Source organism: Hymenobacter oligotrophus, from assembly GCF_003574965.1.
GTDB classification, from domain to species: domain Bacteria; phylum Bacteroidota; class Bacteroidia; order Cytophagales; family Hymenobacteraceae; genus Solirubrum; species Solirubrum oligotrophum.
This window is the reverse complement of the sequence record NZ_CP032317.1, coordinates 2,456,459-2,473,091: the sequence shown is the minus strand read 5'-3', so window position 1 is coordinate 2,473,091 and position 16,633 is coordinate 2,456,459. Positions and strand designations below refer to the sequence as shown.

13 protein-coding genes, 3 tRNA genes and 1 rRNA gene are annotated in these 16,633 nt (G+C 56.9%); 14 read left to right on the top strand and 3 right to left on the bottom strand.

All coding sequences use genetic code 11. The features are described from left to right. Positions 1-58 precede the first annotated feature (58 nt). Positions 59-1,501 (bottom strand): DEAD/DEAH box helicase, encoded by a 1,443-nt coding sequence (locus tag D3Y59_RS10595; RefSeq protein WP_119445022.1) that lies wholly within the window; start codon positions 1,499-1,501, stop codon positions 59-61. A gap of 152 nt (positions 1,502-1,653) precedes the next feature. Here D3Y59_RS10595 and D3Y59_RS10590 point away from each other — a divergent pair. The 3 genes from D3Y59_RS10590 to D3Y59_RS10580 all read left to right on the top strand — a co-directional run bounded on the left by D3Y59_RS10590 (position 1,654) and on the right by D3Y59_RS10580 (position 3,109). Then, a tRNA-His gene (locus tag D3Y59_RS10590) sits at positions 1,654-1,730 on the top strand. Between the two features lie 98 nt (positions 1,731-1,828). Continuing rightward, complete coding sequence (locus tag D3Y59_RS10585; RefSeq protein WP_119445021.1) at positions 1,829-2,752, top strand: PfkB family carbohydrate kinase; 924 nt, start codon at positions 1,829-1,831, stop codon at positions 2,750-2,752. 66 nt (positions 2,753-2,818) lie between these two features. Next, positions 2,819-3,109, top strand: a complete 291-nt coding sequence (locus D3Y59_RS10580; RefSeq protein WP_119445020.1) for a hypothetical protein — start codon at positions 2,819-2,821, stop codon at positions 3,107-3,109. A 103-nt stretch (positions 3,110-3,212) separates the two neighbouring features. Here the strand turns inward: D3Y59_RS10580 and D3Y59_RS10575 are convergent, their stop codons facing one another. Both D3Y59_RS10575 and D3Y59_RS10570 read right to left on the bottom strand, forming a co-directional pair. Continuing rightward, entirely contained in the window at positions 3,213-4,049 is an 837-nt protein-coding gene (locus D3Y59_RS10575; protein ID WP_119445019.1) for a hypothetical protein, read from the bottom strand. A gap of 26 nt (positions 4,050-4,075) precedes the next feature. Beyond that, positions 4,076-5,812: a M61 family metallopeptidase gene (locus tag D3Y59_RS10570; protein WP_119445018.1), complete on the bottom strand. Its 1,737-nt coding sequence runs from the start codon at positions 5,810-5,812 to the stop codon at positions 4,076-4,078. Between the two features lie 165 nt (positions 5,813-5,977). Here D3Y59_RS10570 and rpmH point away from each other — a divergent pair, with 165 nt between their 5' ends. The 11 genes from rpmH (at position 5,978) to D3Y59_RS10510 (ending at position 16,592) form a co-directional block, all read left to right on the top strand. After that, entirely contained in the window at positions 5,978-6,136 is a 159-nt protein-coding gene (gene rpmH / locus D3Y59_RS10565; protein WP_078014902.1) for a 50S ribosomal protein L34, read from the top strand. A 46-nt stretch (positions 6,137-6,182) separates the two neighbouring features. Continuing rightward, on the top strand, positions 6,183-6,626 hold the full coding sequence (rnpA, locus tag D3Y59_RS10560; RefSeq protein WP_240410332.1) for a ribonuclease P protein component: 444 nt from the start codon (positions 6,183-6,185) through the stop codon (positions 6,624-6,626). A 29-nt stretch (positions 6,627-6,655) separates the two neighbouring features. Next, the gene (locus D3Y59_RS10555) at positions 6,656-8,356 is read left to right on the top strand and encodes a S41 family peptidase (protein ID WP_119445016.1); all 1,701 of its coding nucleotides are present in this window, start codon (positions 6,656-6,658) and stop codon (positions 8,354-8,356) included. 244 nt (positions 8,357-8,600) lie between these two features. Further along, positions 8,601-9,296, top strand: coding sequence for a tRNA (adenosine(37)-N6)-threonylcarbamoyltransferase complex dimerization subunit type 1 TsaB (gene tsaB, locus D3Y59_RS10550; RefSeq protein ID WP_119445015.1), 696 nt, complete (start codon positions 8,601-8,603; stop codon positions 9,294-9,296). A 78-nt stretch (positions 9,297-9,374) separates the two neighbouring features. After that, on the top strand, positions 9,375-9,884 hold the full coding sequence (locus tag D3Y59_RS10545) for a DUF2480 family protein (RefSeq protein WP_119445014.1): 510 nt from the start codon (positions 9,375-9,377) through the stop codon (positions 9,882-9,884). A 148-nt stretch (positions 9,885-10,032) separates the two neighbouring features. Further along, positions 10,033-11,364, top strand: coding sequence for an APC family permease (locus D3Y59_RS10540; protein WP_119445013.1), 1,332 nt, complete (start codon positions 10,033-10,035; stop codon positions 11,362-11,364). 211 nt (positions 11,365-11,575) lie between these two features. Further along, positions 11,576-12,739, top strand: a complete 1,164-nt coding sequence (locus D3Y59_RS10535) for a hypothetical protein (RefSeq protein WP_162910686.1) — start codon at positions 11,576-11,578, stop codon at positions 12,737-12,739. Positions 12,740-12,793: 54 nt separating this feature from the next. After that, a complete protein-coding gene (locus D3Y59_RS10530; RefSeq protein ID WP_119445011.1) occupies positions 12,794-14,071 on the top strand; it encodes a serine hydrolase in 1,278 nt (425 codons plus the stop codon). A 701-nt stretch (positions 14,072-14,772) separates the two neighbouring features. After that, positions 14,773-16,282 (top strand): 16S ribosomal RNA (locus D3Y59_RS10520). Between the two features lie 126 nt (positions 16,283-16,408). Continuing rightward, positions 16,409-16,482 (top strand) — tRNA-Ile (locus D3Y59_RS10515). Between the two features lie 36 nt (positions 16,483-16,518). Next, positions 16,519-16,592 (top strand) — tRNA-Ala (locus D3Y59_RS10510). The last annotated feature ends 41 nt before the right edge of the window (positions 16,593-16,633 follow it).

Sequence of the window (16,633 nt, the reverse complement as noted above, 5' to 3'; positions counted from 1 at the left end):
TTGGGTCCGGCTCGGCGAAGTTGCCAAACCAGACTCAATGCGTTTTCGACCCTGCTACCTATTTGCGGCGTTGCTGGCGGTTTTTGGCGGCTGCGGCCTTGCTGGCCTTTGCTGTGGGCGAGGAGGCTCGGCCCTTCGAGGGGTTTGCTTTGCTGCCCTTTTTGCTGCGCTGCGGGCCGTCGTAAGTTTTGCCCGTGCGTTTGTCAATTGTAACGCCGGTTTTCAGCCACTCCTGTTTTTCGTGGAAAGCGCCTTTGTAGTTGGGGTCGGCTTTGCGGCGCAGCGTATCCAGCTCGCGCGCCATGCGCTGGGCCTCTTCAAAGGGCGTTTCGGAGATTTTTACCTCGGGCGGCAGGGGGTGCTGCGGAATTGGTTGGCGCATTAGCTCTTCGATACGCTGCACATGCGGCATTTCGGCTGGCGTAGCAAACGTAACGGCGGCACCCGTGCGCTCGGCCCGGCCCGTGCGGCCAATGCGGTGCACATAGTCGTCGTACACCACCGGCACATCGAAGTTAATGACGTGGCTTACTTCCGGAATATCAATACCGCGCGCCGCCACATCGGTAGCTACCAGAAAGCGCACACCGCCTTCGCGGAAGGCATCCATTGAATTCAGGCGGGTGTTCTGGCCCTTGTTGCCGTGAATTACGCGCGATTCGCCCTCGATCTTGCGGTTAAGGAAGTGGAAAATGTTGTCGGCGGTTTCCTTAGACCGGGCGAAAATGATAACCCGATTAAACACCTCCACATCGGCCACCAAGTGCTCGAGTAAGTGAATTTTGGTCAGGAAGTTGGGTACCTCGTACAGTGTTTGCTGTACCGTGGAGGCCGGCGCGGCCGAAGGCGTTACCTCAATTTTTACCGGAAATTCGAGAAACTCGGCGCTTAGCTCCTCCACCTTGGGCGGCATGGTGGCCGAGAACAGCATGTTTTGGCGCTTCCGCGGAATGATTTCGAGCAAACGCCGGATTTGGGGCATAAAGCCCATGTCCATCATCTTGTCGGCCTCGTCGAGCACCAGCGTTTTCAGTTCCTTCAGCACCAAGTCGCCTTTGGAGTACAGCTCCATCAGGCGGCCCGGCGTGGCCAGCAGAATATCTACACCGTTGCGCACCGCCTCGGAATGCGTTTTGACGCCTACGCCGCCATACACGGCCACAATGCGCAAATCGGTGTAGGCGGCCAGCTTGCGCAGGTGCGTTTCGAGCTGCAAAATCAGCTCGCGCGTGGGGGCCAGCACCAAGGCGCGGGGGTGCGTGCCCTGAGCGTACTTCACCTTCATGAGCAGCGGCAAGCCGAAAGCGGCCGTTTTGCCGGTACCGGTTTGCGCTACACCTAGGAGGTCGTGGCCGGCGAGCAGCAACGGTATGGCTTGTTGTTGCACCGGCGTGGGGCGCTCAAAACCCGCTTCGGCCACGGCCGTGAGCAGCTGCTTGTTGAGTTTGAAATCCTCAAACGATAGGGGAGCGGCGGCTTGTTCGGGGGTAGGTTCGGTCATGAGGTAGCTGCAATGGGCAACCGCAAAGGTACGCCGAAGTAGTGGGAGGCTCAGGCAAATAGCATTTGGGAGGCTTTTGCACAGAAAAAAAGTTGGGGTAAGACTTGCCTAAAACCACCTCGCGTTCTACTTTTGCCATCCAAACAAACACGGTAGGTATAGCTCAGCTGGTTAGAGCGTCGGATTGTGATTCCGAAGGTCGTGGGTTCGAGCCCCATTACTTACCCCACTAGGTCCCCGGAACTTAAGCTCCGGGGACTTTTTTATTGCCTTTGCGGTTTTACAGCGCAACTTCACGTCTACATCAACTCCTGAATTTAACTGCTTATGAGCCTGGTCGTAATCGGCACGGTAGCCTTCGACGCTATCGAAACGCCCTTTGGCAAAACCGACAAAATCGTGGGTGGCGCTGCCACGTTTGCTTCCCTGGCCGCTTCCTATTCGGTCAAGCCCGTTAAGATTGTTTCGGTAGTGGGCGACGATTTCCAGCAAAGCGACATCGCCATGTTGCAGCAGCACGGGGTTGATACCGAAGGTCTGCAAATCAAGCAAGGCGAGAAGTCGTTCTTCTGGGCGGGTAAGTATGCCAACGACCTGAACTCGCGCGATACGCTGGCTACTGAGCTGAACGTACTGGCTACGTTTGACCCCGTTATTCCGGATGCGTACCAGGACTGCAAGTACCTGATGCTGGGCAACCTTACGCCCCAAATTCAGCGCTTGGTTATTCAGCGCCTCGTGAACCGCCCCAAGCTCATCGTGATGGATACGATGAACTTCTGGATGGATACGGCCATGGAAGACCTGCTCGAGACCATCCAGATGGTAGACGTGCTGAGCATCAACGACGAAGAGGCGCGTCAGCTGTCGGGTGAGTACTCGCTCGTGAAGGCGGCCCGCAAGATTTTGGCCCTAGGTCCCAAGTTCTTGATCATTAAAAAGGGTGAGCACGGCGCCTTGCTCTTCCACAAAAAGCAGGTGTTTTTCTGCCCAGCGCTGCCGCTCGAAGAAGTATTCGACCCAACCGGTGCCGGCGATACGTTTGCGGGTGGCTTCATCGGTCACATCGCCGCTACCGACGACTGCTCGTTCGAAAACCTGAAGCGCGCTGTTATTCACGGCTCGGCCATGGCCTCGTTCTGCGTCGAGAAATTCGGCACCGAGCGCCTGCTCAACCTCACGCAAGAGGAAATTCAGGAGCGCGAAAAGCAGTTCGCTGACTTGGTGCGCGTAGAAGAAGTGCTGGCTTAACACAACCTTGCGGCCGGGCTCGGGGTAAAAGAGGGTATCCGTTTACCTTCTAAACGACCCAACGCCATGTCTCAGAGCAAGAGCAAGCATAACCATAACAAGAATCAAGAACTCATTCCGGGCTCGAATCTGGAAAACAGCAAAGTGCCTTCGTCGAACAGCGACGGCACCAAAGTGCAGAACGTAAGCCGCAACCCGATTTCGGAAGAAGGCAACCAGATTCGAAACAACGCTGCCGGCGGCAACAAAGACGAAATCCGTTCGAACGCCTCCAACAAGCCGCGCAGCAACCCGCAAGGCAACTGGCCCATGTCGGTTGACAACAACCAAAAAGGCCCCGGCCGCAAGGCTGACTAGCCTGAAAGCTGATAACCGAAAAAGCCCCGCCAGATTCGTCTGGCGGGGCTTTTTCGGTTATGGTGCTAATGCGTACCGTGCGACATTCGACCTAGGAAGTGCTCTAGTTCACCACTTTAATGCGCATCACGCGCGTATCCACGTCGCCGTTGTAGATAAAGTCTTGCTCAAACAAGACGTTGTGGTTATCCAACCACCTTGGCTGGCTTACGCCCCACTCTGTTTGCCGCTCCCACAACAGGCGCGGTCGGCCGCCTGCCATGCTCCACACTTGCAGGCCACTAGGTTCGTAGCGGGCCAGTACATCGGAGGAGCCGCACACGAAATGCTGCCCGTCGGGCGCTACCGAAGGCGGGCTCCACACCACCGTTTGCCGGCCGGTTTGCTGATCGACCAGCAAATAATACCCGCCTTCGTAGAGGCGCACGGCCACCAGCCATTGCCTGATGCTGGGCAACGTGGCCACGTACTCGTACACCACGCTGGTTTCGTAATCCTCGGTGGGGTTGTTCACGAGGCGTACCTCCTTGCCTCTGCGGCAGCGCAACACCAGCACCTGACCTAGGCGTTTTACATCGGCTGCGGCTTTGCGCAAGCGGCGGCGCTCCTCGGCTTCGGGGTCGAACTCGTCGCCTTCGGCTGCGGAGCTGCTTTCCAGCCACGGCTGCAAAGGCAGGCGCTCGTATACCTCGCGCGTGCCGGGGTACAGGCGCAGCACCCTCTGGCCGAGCACCAGCGTATCGAAACGCCCGTACCGGTATATGGGCGGCGGCACGGGGCGCTTGGGGCTGCTGGCCGCGCCCGCCGACGGGCTAAGCGGCGGATACGGCGACGAGCCCGGCACGCCCGGCTTGGCGCGTTCCGCCGGCTGCATACGCAGCGTGCAAGAAGTCAGCAGGCTCAGGCCCAGCAGGGCCGGCAGCGGACGCAGCGAGTACATACGGCGGATACGAAGTGGCGAAACGACTAGAAAGCTTGGTTTAGCCACTGGCTGAAACTTGCTTGCTGCGCAGCGGTGGCCTCGGCTAGCTTGGCCACCGTGATGCGCGGCCAGTACAACCGCTCCGAGCTCGGTTGTAGTTCAACGGTTACCAGCCGATCTTGCCGGAACACGGTAACCTCGTGTTGCAGCTGCCCGTTGTTTAACAGGCTTTGCAGGTTGCCGCTTACGCGGCGTCCGTTTACGGCCACAATCTGATCGTCGACGGTGAGGTTGTGGCTGGCGGGCGAGTCGGGATGAATATCGGTTACCTCGGTACGGTCGCCTTTCTGCACCGTTCGGAAACCAAGGCGCCCTTCGGCAAAAGAGCCGTTCAGTTGCACCATCAGGCAGCAGCCCGCAAAACGCAAAGCCTCATCAAGCGGGCCTTCGAGCTCGGCCGTGCCGTAAATGTGCCCATCGAAGTACCAGTTCATGTCTTCGCCGGCCACCTCGGTTACCACACGCTGGTAATCTTGCTCGGTGTAGCCAATGCCCGTTTGGCCGAACTCCTGCCACAAGCGGCGCATCACGTCGTCGAGGCTGCGTCGGTGGTTGTGCCGGCGTCGGATGTGCAAATCAAGCAGCAAGGCTACTAACGCCCCTTTGTGGTACACCGATACCTTGCGGTCGGGCACGCCCGCCTTGTAGCCATCGAGCCACAAATCCATGGAAGCATCGGCCACCGAAAGATTGGCGCGACCGTGGTCGTCGTAATGCTTGCGGAGCACCGTATTCAGTTCGTCGAAATACTGCCAGGCGGTGCGCACGTTGGCGCGGGCCAGCAAATACTCGCCGTAGTAGGTAGTAATGCCTTCGGCCACAAAACACGTGCGGAAATAATTCTCGCGGGTGTAATCGTAGGGCATCATCTCGGCGGGCCGGATGCTCTTGATGTTCCAGGCATGAAACAGCTCGTGGCAGCTCACGCCCAGAAAATCCTTGTACAGCTCCTCGTTCATCAACTGCTCGGCCGGACCTAGGGTAATCACGGTGGAGTTGATGTGCTCTACTCCGTGGTAGTGCTTGTAAGGCAGGATCTCGTTCAGGAAATGATAATCTGCGGCCGGAAACGAGCCAAACAACCGCAGCTGTTCTTCGCTGAACGCTTTGAAGTCGCGCACAATTACCTCCCAGTTGGGCCGGGCCTCGTTGCCCTGCACCCACACGTGAAAAGGCAACCCGCCGGCCTCGTAGCTGGCGTGCTGCAGGGTAGGGGAGGCAATCAGCGGCGAATCAACGAGCACATCGAACGAGGCCGCCTCCAGTACATTCGGGGCCGTCTGCGTCATGCCGCAGGCAATGCGCCAGCCATCGGGCAGCGCAAGGGTAAGCTGGCAGGGTTCGGCCTGGCGGCCTTCGGCGTACATAAAGCACTGAATGCCGTTTAGGTACAGCTGCGATTCATCGAGCCAGGAGCCGCCCGCATCCATCTGGTGGGCGTAAAAATTGTACTGCACGCGCACCGTGCGGCCCGTAGCGTTGGCTACCTCCCAACGGTCCTTGGTAAGCTTGCGCAAGGGCAGCGGCTCGGCCGTGTCGGCATCAAAGGCCTCTACGCGCTGGATCTTCTGCCCGAAATTTTGAATTTCGTAACGCCCTGGCCGCCAAGCTGGCAATTGCAGCTCGAGCGGTGCCGCCTCTTGGGCAGGCACGGCGAGCTGCATTTGTACTTGCAGGTAAAAAGTGAGCGGGTTGGCAAACGAAACGTGGTACTGAATCATGGCGCGAAGAGGCACCGAAGTGCTTAGCAAAGCTACGGCGGAAAAGGGCAGTCTGCTTGGGGTAAGGCAACGGAAATAGAACTTTGTAGCAACCATTCGGATAATCGATTGCCTTTTTAAATATAACTCCTTACCTTTGCCGGCCTTACATAACCGTGCCCCGTCATGAAAAGAACGTTTCAGCCTTCTCAGCGCAAGCGCCGTAACAAGCACGGCTTCCGTCTGCGCATGGAATCTGCTAACGGCCGCCGCGTACTCGCCGCCCGCCGTAAGAAAGGTCGCAAAAAGCTCACCGTATCGGACGAGCACAAACACAAGCGCTAATAGCCCCGTCGCACGGCTGGCTGGCTAGCATATAGCTCGCTTAGCCGTGCCCCGAGTTTTCATGCCGGGCGCGCGCGCTTACACGTTTTCGAAAGAAGAACACTTGTGCCGTAAAAAGCTCATCGACGAGCTTTTCGGCCGGGGTTCTTCTTTTGGTTTATATCCTCTGCGCATGGTGTGGCTGCCCCTTAGGGAGCCTACTACTGCGCCGCCCCAGGTGCTCATCAGCGTGTCGAAACGCACCTTTAAGCGGGCCGTCGACCGCAATCACCTTAAGCGTTTGTTGCGCGAAGCTTACCGCCTCAATAAGCACTTGCTTACCGAGGCAGCTGGCGGCCACCATGTGGGCCAGTTGGCGCTTATCTACACGGGCAAGGAAAAAAAGCCTTTCACCGTCGTGCAGAATAAATTAATTTCAGGACTGGAGCGTTTGTTACGCGCCACCGAGGCTGGATCTGTGCCGAACAACGCAACTCCTCCGGCGGTATAAGTGTCTGTATTTTACAGCTGCTGCCTTCTATGAACGTCCGCAAAACTACCCTAGGTTTAGCTGCTGGTGCTGCCTTAGTATTCTCTCTTACCTCGGCCACCGACAGCGAACGGTATTTTGAAATAGCGAAGAACCTCGACATTTTCGCTACCCTCTTCAAGGAGGTGAATACCTACTACGTGGACGAGGTACCGCCCGCAAAGCTCGTGAAAACGGGCATCGACGCGATGCTCAAGTCGCTCGACCCGTACACGAACTACATTCCGGAGGACGACATCGAGGATTTTCGCACGATGACGACCGGGCAGTACGGCGGCATCGGGGCCATTGTGGTGAAGCGCAGCGGCAAAACCGTGGTGCAAACCGCTTACGAAGGCTTTCCGGCCCAAAAAGCCGGTTTGCTGCCCGGCGATGAGATTCTGTCGATTAACGGCGTAACGGTTGAGAAGAAGAATAACTCCGACATCAGCAAGCTGCTGAAAGGCCAGGCCAACTCCACCGTGAAGCTAATGGTGACGCGCTACGGCCAGGAGCAGCCCATCGAAGTCAACATCACGCGCGACAAGATTCAGGTAGACAACGTGCCATACTTCGGCATGATTACTACCGACATCGGCTACTTGCAGCTGTCGGGCTTCACGGTGGATGCCTCGCGCGAGGTACGCAACGCCGTAACCAAGCTAAAGGAGCAAGGGGCCAAAAAGATCGTATTCGACCTGCGCGACAACCCCGGCGGTTTGCTCAACGAGGCCGTGAACATCTCGAACCTGTTCGTGGACAAGGGCCTCGATATCGTGAGCACCAAGGGCAAGGTGACGGAGTGGAACAAGACCTACAAAGCCCTCGACGCGCCGCTCGACACGCAAATTCCGATGGCAATTATTACCTCGGGCCGTTCGGCTTCGGCTTCCGAAATCGTGGCCGGGGTGATTCAGGATTACGACCGCGCCGTGGTGGTGGGCGAGCGAACGTTTGGCAAGGGCTTGGTGCAAGCCACCCGCCCGCTGTCGTACAACTCGCAGCTGAAGGTGACGACGGCCAAGTACTACATTCCGAGCGGCCGTTGCATTCAGGAAATTGATTACTCGCACCGCGCCGAGGACGGTACCCTAGGTAAGGTGCCCGACTCGTTGCGCACGGCATTTAAAACGCGCGCAGGCCGCTTGGTGTACGACGGCGGCGGCGTGGCGCCCGATGTGGAGGTGAAGGACAAGGAAATTGCCGACATCACGCGGGTGCTGCTCCAGAAAAATTACCTGTTTGATTACGCCACCCGCTACCGCGCCGAGCACCAAAGCATTCCGCCCGCTCGCGACTTCAAGCTTTCTGACGCCGAGTACCAGAAGTTTACGCAGTGGGTGCAAGGCAAAGACATTAGCTACTCGACACCCGCCGAAAAGGCCTTGGCTAGCCTCACGGCCCAAACCAAGGAGGAGAAGCACTACGAGGACGTGAAGCTGGAGCTTGATGCCATTCGCAAGAAAGTAACCACCAACAAAGCCAACGACCTTACCCGCTTCAAGCCCGAAATCCGGGAGCTGCTGGAGCAGGAAATTGTGTCGCGGTATTACTTCCAGAAAGGGCAGATCGAGGCCACCTTCAACGACGACCCCAATATTTTGGCCGCCGTGCAGTTGCTCAACGACCAGTCGCGTTACACTACCCTCTTAAAGCCAGGTGGCAAAGCCGCCAGCGCCATGAAGAGCGCCGGCACTCCGGGCAAGCAGTAAGGTTTAGCATACCTTTGTATTCGAAAGCAGACTCAAATCGAGTCTGCTTTTTTGTTGAAACGACAAGTGTTCTATTAGCGAATGGATTGCCACACGCCAAAGGCTGAGCATGATTCATAAGCCAGCCAAATAGGGATATGGTTTCTGCATCCACGGACCAATCAACTTTTCGCTGCGCGTAAGACTGAAACGTTGGTAGAAACTGGCGCCCAGCCTGCGTAGTATTGCTTCGAAGTACTTCTCAATGCCCCTCATCCTCGCTCTTGAAACTTCCTCGCCCGTTTGCTCAGTAGCCCTGACGCACGACGGCGCATTGCTTGCCGCTACTGAGTTGCGGCTCGAGAAGTCGCACTCGTCGCATCTAACCGTACTGATCGAGCAATTGCTGAGCAATGCAGGCGTTGCGCTCGAGCAGGTTTCGGCCGTTGCGGTTTCCGACGGGCCGGGCTCGTACACGGGGCTGCGCATTGGGGCAGCGGCTGCCAAAGGGTTGTGCTACGCCCTAAGTCTGCCGTTGGTGGCAGTGGGCACGTTGCCGGCGCTGGCGCACCAAGTTGCCCAGCAGGTACCTAGGGCCGCGCGTTACCGCTTTTGCCCCTTGCTCGATGCGCGCCGCATGGAGGTATACGCCGCGTTGTATTCTGCCGATGGCCAGGAACTGCAAGCTCCGGCGCCGGTAATACTAGATGCCGACAGCTGGGCCGCCGAGCTAGACCTAGGGCCGGTGCTGTTTTTCGGTAGCGGAGCAGCCAAGTTTCAGCCGCTGGTAGCTGATAAGCCCAACGCCGAGTTTCTGACCAACGTGCACCCCTCGGCCATAGCCGTAGCGCAATTGGCCGAAGCCGCCTACGCCCGGCAAGCGTTTAAAGACGTGGCGTACTACGAGCCTTTTTACTTGAAGGAGGTGTACACCACCACTCCGAACAAAGCCCTTTTGTAATGTGTATTGCATAGTGAGTAGTTGGCCTAGGCTCAACGAAAGCTCACTACGAAGTACCAACTACTGAATACTTCCTCCATGGACGAAATCATCAACCGCGTTGCGCAAAGTGCCCTGGTCAGCTTCAACCTCGAGGAGTTGAAGCACCCAGGCGAGCGGGTCGTGTACGACATCAAGGATAACCTGTACCACGGCCTGATTTTGCGCGAGAAAGACTTCCGCGACTTTCTGAAAACCCACGATTGGAGCCAGTACGCCGGTAAAAACGTGGCCATCATCTGCTCGGCCGATGCCATTGTGCCCACTTGGGCTTACATGCTGTTGGCTAGCAAGCTGCAGGGCCACGCGCACCGCTACGTGTTCGGCAACCTCGAGGCGCTGGAGCAGGAGCTGTTTCACGAAGCCATTGCTGGCGTCGACGCCGAGGAATACCGCGACGCCAAAATTGTAGTAAAAGGCTGCGGCAACGACCCGATACCCACTTACGCCTACGTGGCCATCATGCAAAAACTTTTGCCGGTGGCTGGCAGCATTATGTACGGCGAACCGTGCAGCACCGTGCCGCTGTACAAGCGTCCGAAAGCCTAGGTCGGGGCAGTAGCAGTTGCGTTGGGCAACTTAGTGCGCCGTGCCAAGCGTAGCAGAAGCATTCTTGTTGTGCCGCTCCGGGGCACACTTTTGCTTCGCACCGCTTGGCACGGCGCTTTTTGTGCCCGTTTCTTTAGTAATTCGCCGCATGAGCCAGCCTGTACTCAGTAAGCCAGTATACCGCATTGGGTTTTACACCGGGGTTGCCATTGTGGTAGCCAACATGGTGGGCACCGGCGTATTCACGAGCTTGGGTTACCAGGTACTGGGCACCACCAGCGGCTTTGCTTTGCTGATGCTGTGGGTAGTGGGCGGCGTAATAGCTTTGTGCGGCGCCTTGTGTTACGGCGAACTGGCCGCGGCACTGCCTAGGTCGGGCGGCGAGTACCACTACCTCTCGCGTATCTACCACCCGGCAGTAGGGTTTTTGTCGGGGTGGATTTCGGCTACCGTTGGCTTTGCAGCTCCCACGGCTTTGGCAGCCATTGCCCTGGGTAGATATACGGCCAGTGTATGGCCCGCAGCGCATGCCAACTTGCTTTCGGTGGCGGTAGTGGCTGTTGTTACCGTAGTGCACCTGATCAGCGGGCAGGTGGGCAGCCGCTTTCAGGTGGTAGTTACGCTGCTGAAAATAAGCTTGCTGATTTTCTTTATCGCGGCAGGGCTCTTGGCCGAAGCCCAACCGTTTTCGTTTGCGCCAACGGCCGAAGCTACCCGGCAACTGCTGCAGCCTTCGTTTGCGGTGTCGCTTATTTATGTTTCCTATGCCTATTCGGGCTGGAATGCGGCCGTATACATGGCCGGTGAGGTGGAGCAGCCGCAGCGCAACCTGCCGCGCATTTTGCTTACCGGCACGGGCATTGTGGCGCTGCTTTACGTGCTGCTCAACTACGTCTTTCTGCGCACCACCCCCATCAAGGTATTAGCCGGGCAGGTAGAAATCGGGTTTTTATCGGCCAATCAGATTTTTGGCGTGGCAATAGGGCAGCTGATGGGTTTACTGGTTGCGCTGCTGCTAGTCTCAACTGTTAGCTCCATGGTGTTTGCGGGCCCGCGCATTGTGCAAACCATGGGCGAAGATTTGCCAGCCTTGCGGTGGTTGGCGCGCCGCAGCCGGCGGGGGCTGCCTGTGCGGGCCACACTATTCCAAACCGGTCTCACGTTGATATTTATCGTGTCGGGTACGTTCGAGGCTGTGTTGGTGTATGCTGGTTTCGTCCTCAACCTGTTTACCTTCCTCACGGTGTTGGGGCTGTTTGTGCTCCGCTGGCGCCAGCCCGAGTTACCACGCCCGTACCGTACGTGGGGTTACCCATTCACACCGCTGCTGTTTTTGGCACTCAACGCCTGGACGCTGGTTTATCTGCTCCGCGACCAAACCCTCGAATCACTTTTGGGCCTGGGTACTGTAGCATTGGGGTTGGTTATCTATGCCGTCATCTACGCCCTAGGTGCAGCCAAGCAAAAGGCCATCGGGTAGGAGAGGGGCTTACGCACCAGTATGCCGTAGTCAGCTCGGGCCTTACAGGACCTAGGACACGCTGCTGCTTCTAGCGCTATCACCCGACGAGGTTTAGTAACTTCCCGGCAAATCAGCGTTTGTTTAGGCGATGCGTTTCTCCTTGTGCCGGTGGTTGATGCCGGTTTTCGTTGTTGCATTTTCGGCTTGTTCCGAACAGCGTACCTCATCGGTGGCTCAGCCGCCCCAACCTGCACCCGATACTGCCGCAGCCCCGGCGGTAACCAACCCAGCAAGCCAACCGATTAGTGCGCAGCCAGTAGTGGCGCCAGCTCCTTCCGATACTTCCGACGCGCACGACGTAGCCGCTTACTTGGCCGGCATGCCCGTGAAGCGTGGCTCAGAGCTACGTGCCTTAACGAACAACCCCGGGTGGCAGGCCTTCGCCGCCGATGCCAATATAAGTTGGGCGAAGTACCATGCCACCCGCACCACCAAAATAGAAGCTTGGGCCAAGCAAGAGCTCGACAGCCTGCAGCAGCAGAGCCCGGTGGTGTTTTACCCGTTCAGCGGCCCCGATTTGTTGAACGCGGCCACCATGTTCCCGAACAGCCAAAGCTTTGTGCTGGTGGGGCTGGAGCCGGTCGGCTCTGTGCCCGGGCAGGCATCACTTAAGAGCCCCAAGCTTTTTCACGCAATCAAAACCTCGCTGTGGTCGGTGCTGAGCTTTAGCTTCTTTCGCACCAACAGCATGGCCGTCGATTTGAAGTCGCTAGAACTCGACGGCGCGCTGCCCCTAATCATGCTGTTTGCAGCGCGCACCAACCATCTAATCACCGATGTGCAGCACCTGCGCCTCAGCCGCAAGGGCGAGTTGTTGCCCGCCGATTCGGTTGACAATACTGCCGCCGCAAATACTCTCATTCCGGGGGTACTGCTAAAACTACGCTCCTCAAGCGGGCACGAGAAGAAGGTATACTATTTCTCAGCTGACCTCAGCGACTGGAAGCTAGCTCAAACCAACGGCGCCGTGCTCACCTACATGCGAAACCTAGGTCCGCTTACTACTTACGTGAAGTCGGCTACCTACCTCATGCACAAGCCCTATTTTAGCAAGGTGCGTAACCTTATTTTGGAGCAGAGCCGGTGCGTTCTTCAAGACGATTCAGGAATTGCTATGAAGTATTTTAAACCGGACGACTGGCGCTTTGTGCACTACGGCACGTACCGCAAACCCATTCCCATGTTTGCCATGTACTATCAGCCAGCGCTTACCGCTGCGTACCAAGACACAATACGCAAACCACGCCCACTTCCGTTTGGTACCGGCTACAACTGGCGCGTCAATGATTCCAACCTACTACTTGCCCAAAAGCGCAACCAACCCAAAACTTAGCATATCATAGCACAAGCAATGCTCCCTAGTATAAATAGGTATTAACCCAGAGCTATGTTGAAGCGCGGCAGGTTAATGTTGTGGGGGGTATTAGGCTGTGTAAGCGCCAATTTTAACGCTTCACCAACAAACCAGCTCGGGCGTACACCAAGTCTAGCCGCAAACCCATTAGATAGCTTACTATACAATACCCCGGCGCTGTCACCTGTAGTAAATAAGGCTGAGCAGTACGAATTGCAGGTGATTTATACGCGCATTCAACGCAACGCTCAGGGTAAGCCGCGTTTTCAGCAGTTCACTTATCGGCTGAATGATAAAGCCTATTTCAACCCAGCTAGCCTAGTAAAGCTGCCGATAGCCCTGCTTTCACTTGAAAAGCTGAATGCGCTTCGCCGACAGGTACCCGCTTTATCGCGCCAAAGCATTATGGCAACGGGTGTGGCGGGGCGCTGCCAAACGGCTGTGCCGTTCGCCGCTCCTGCCGATACCAGCAACACAGCTACCCTAGGCAACTATATAAAGCGAATGCTGCTTGTGAGCGATAATCAAGCTTATAACAGGTTATATGAATTCCTAGGTCAACAGTACATACATCAACGGCTCGCAAAAGCCGGGTACCCCTCGGTGCGTATCGTTCGGCGGTTTGCCCCCTGCGACACCGCAGCCAACCGCTATACCAATCCCATTACGTTTTATGACGCAACCGGCAAGCAACTTTACCACCAACCCGCAGTCTGCAACCCTGCTGCGCCCAAGCCGCCTCTGGGGCGGATCGTAAAAGGGCGCGGTTATTACCAAGCAGGCAAATACGTGCCGCTGCCCTACGATTTTACCACGGCCAACTACCTGCCACTGCGAGTCGTCGATGAATTGCTTCGGTATACCTTGTTTCCAGATGAGCAGGGCACGGCCCCAAGCTTTGCTCTGACAGATACCGACTACGCATTTTTACGCAAGTACCTAGGGAGTACCCCAGCCGAATCCGGTATTCGCCGGTACGCTTCCCCCGACTTTTATCCGGCGTACAAGAAGTATTTGTTCTACGGCCGCCAACGGTCGGCCCAGCCACAAGGCGGCCTACGCATATATAATATAGTAGGCATGTCGCACGGCTACCTAGCCGATTGCGCTTACTTCGCCGATCAGCAAGCCGGTGTCGAGTTCATGCTGAGTGCCATTTTGTACGTCAACCGGGACAGAATCTTGAACGACGGTCAATACGAATACACATCCGTTGGCCTGCCCTTCCTGCAAGCCCTAGGGCAAACCATTTATCAATTCGAAGCGGATCATGCACGCACTAACCTGAAAACAGAGCGGAACAAGCAGTGAACGTGGATACATTAACAAAGCTCAACAGCCACATATACAGTGCATAGTCTGTTTGGGCGTTTATCCAACAAGAAAAAATGTTTGACCAGCCCTTGCTTAACTCAAGTCCATCCGCCACTTTTGCACTCCCAAACCGAAACGCGGTATGGAAAACAAGCCAAACAAGGTTGTTTGCGGTCTTTTAGGATAGTGCTTGGTTAAAAAGCAGAAGTTGAAAATCTTGCTCAGCTCTTGCTTTTGTTTCTTCAAGGACATTACCTTTGCAACCCGCTTCAAACGGAAGTGATTGTTAAAAAAACGGCGCTGGAACTTGCAAAGCAGCGAACGAGTTTATTACCTTTGCAGCCCGGTTCGGAACGCGAGTCGGGGAATAGAAAACAAGTCGGACGGCGCGGCGAAAAAAAAGTTGGCGCCGGGGGTTGCGAAAGCGGGAAAGAGCTGCTTACCTTTGCAGCCCCAACCACAAAAACACGGGCCGCGGGATGCGCGGCGCTACGGACACGACCGGTGTCCGCCCGTTCTTTGAGAGAGTGTTGAAAACGACAAGGTAGTAGCCGGTTGCGGCGCCGCGAGGCGCGGGCAAGCGGCGAACCAAGCGAAACGAACAAACCGATCCTGTCGGCGCGCCCTTCCAGCGGGAAGGGCGGCGGCAAAAGATTGCTAGGACAAATCGCTGCTGGAAGCAGCAGCAACAAACTTTTACAATGGAGAGTTTGATCCTGGCTCAGGATGAACGCTAGCGGCAGGCCTAATACATGCAAGTCGAACGGGGTAGCAATGCCCAGTGGCGCACGGGTGCGTAACGCGTAGGCAATCTGCCTACACCTGGGGGATAGCCCGCCGAAAGGTGGATTAATACCGCATAAGACCATAGGGCGGCATCGCTTGGTGGTTAAAGAATTTCGGGTGTAGATGAGCCTGCGTGCCATTAGCTAGTTGGCGGGGTAAGGGCCCACCAAGGCGACGATGGCTAGGGGAGCTGAGAGGCCGATCCCCCACACTGGCACTGAGATACGGGCCAGACTCCTACGGGAGGCAGCAGTAGGGAATATTGGGCAATGGCGGAAACGCTGACCCAGCCATGCCGCGTGCCGGATGACGGCCTTCTGGGTTGTAAACGGCTTTTGCCCGGGAAGAAAAGACCGCTGCGGCGGGAATCGACGGTACCGGGTGAATAAGCACCGGCTAACTCCGTGCCAGCAGCCGCGGTAATACGGAGGGTGCGAGCGTTGTCCGGATTTATTGGGTTTAAAGGGTGCGTAGGCGGCCCGGTAAGTCCGTGGTGAAAGCCCCTCGCTCAACGAGGGAACTGCCATGGATACTGCCGGGCTTGAGTCCAGGCGAGGTTGGCGGAATGGATGGTGTAGCGGTGAAATGCATAGATACCATCCAGAACCCCGATTGCGTAGGCAGCTGACTAGGCTGGTACTGACGCTGAGGCACGAAAGCGTGGGGAGCAAACAGGATTAGATACCCTGGTAGTCCACGCCGTAAACGATGGATACTCGCTGTGGGCGATACATGGTCCGCGGCTTAGCGAAAGCGTTAAGTATCCCACCTGGGGAGTACGCCGGCAACGGTGAAACTCAAAGGAATTGACGGGGGCCCGCACAAGTGGTGGAGCATGTGGTTTAATTCGATGATACGCGAGGAACCTTACCGAGGCTAGAATGCGCGTGACCGGTCCGGAGACGGACCTTTCCTTCGGGACACAAAGCAAGGTGCTGCATGGCCGTCGTCAGCTCGTGCCGTGAGGTGTTGGGTTAAGTCCCGCAACGAGCGCAACCCCTATGTTTAGTTGCCAGCGCGTCAAGGCGGGGACTCTAGACAGACTGCCTGCGCAAGCAGCGAGGAAGGCGGGGACGACGTCAGGTCATCATGGCCCTTACGCCTCGGGCTACACACGTGCTACAATGGGCGGTACAACGGGTTGCCACTGCGCGAGCAGGCGCCAATCTCGAAAAGCCGTTCTCAGTTCGGATCGCAGTCTGCAACTCGACTGCGTGAAGCTGGAATCACTAGTAATCGCGTATCAGCAACGACGCGGTGAATACGTTCCCGGGCCTTGTACACACCGCCCGTCAAGCCATGGAAGTCTGGTAGACCTGAAGCCGGTGCTCGTCACAGAAGCCGGTTAGGGTAGAACAGGTAACTGGGGCTAAGTCGTAACAAGGTAGCCGTACCGGAAGGTGCGGCTGGATCACCTCCTTTCTGGAGCGCTTTTGCCGCGCCGCCGGATCGGGCGTTCAATCGCTTAACCTGTTGTTTTCGCACTCGCTCAATGATTTTGAGACACGAGGATTCGCTTTTCCCCGGTGGGGAAAAGACCGAAGGCCCGGGCTTGTAGCTCAGGTGGTTAGAGCGCGACACTGATAATGTCGAGGTCCGTGGTTCGAGTCCACGCAGGCCCACTCGCTTCGGCGTCCGGCCGCGGCGACTCGTGCGACGGGGGATTAGCTCAGCTGGCTAGAGCACCTGCCTTGCACGCAGGGGGTCAACGGTTCGAATCCGTTATTCTCCACTTTCCTTTTTGCGGAAGCGCTTTTCCTTGCGGAAAGCGCT